The following is a 534-nucleotide window of genomic DNA, read 5'->3' on the forward strand; positions in this document are numbered from 1 at the left end:
TTTAAAGTGAGAATCCCTAAAGATGGCGGAGGGTCAATAAATATATAATCATACTCAGAAAGCCCTTCAATAGCGGTTTTAAGCCTTTTTTCCCTATTAGAAAGATTGACAAGCTCAATCCTTGCTCCTGCTAAAGATATATTTGAGGGAACAAGAGAAAGGTTTTCTATTCCTGTAGGCAAAATTGTATTCTCTATTTTTTCATTTTCAAGGAGGACATCATAGATATTTGGGCTTACCCTTCTTTTGTTAATCCCGAAGGAGGATGTTGAATTGCCTTGTGGGTCAATATCAATAAGCAAAACCTTTTTCTTTAATAAGGCTAAAGATGTGGAAAGATTAACCGCGGTTGTTGTCTTTCCAACCCCTCCCTTTTGATTGAGGACGATTATCCTCTTTTGCATTTGGGGAAACTTTCTTTGAGAAGGCAATTTCCATCAAGGGAATGAATAGAGAATATAATTTCATCATTTATTTCACAAATTCCATAAGTTGCACTTCTTCCCTTTGCATCTATTTCCTGGAGGTGACCTG

Annotated in this window: 2 protein-coding genes; both read right to left on the reverse strand. The window is 36.7% G+C overall.

Annotation, left to right across the window (positions count from 1 at the left end; all coding sequences use genetic code 11):
• Positions 1-404, reverse strand: a 404-nt coding sequence (locus AB1397_03580; GenBank protein ID MEW6482069.1) for an AAA family ATPase, incomplete at its 3' end; no start/stop codon positions are given.
• Positions 389-534 (reverse strand): hypothetical protein (locus AB1397_03585; GenBank protein MEW6482070.1); only part of this gene is annotated, 146 nt, incomplete at its 5' end. The genes AB1397_03580 and AB1397_03585, both read right to left, overlap by 16 nt.

This window comes from bacterium (genome assembly GCA_040756715.1).
In the GTDB taxonomy this organism is placed as follows: domain Bacteria; phylum UBA9089; class UBA9088; order UBA9088; family UBA9088; genus JBFLYE01.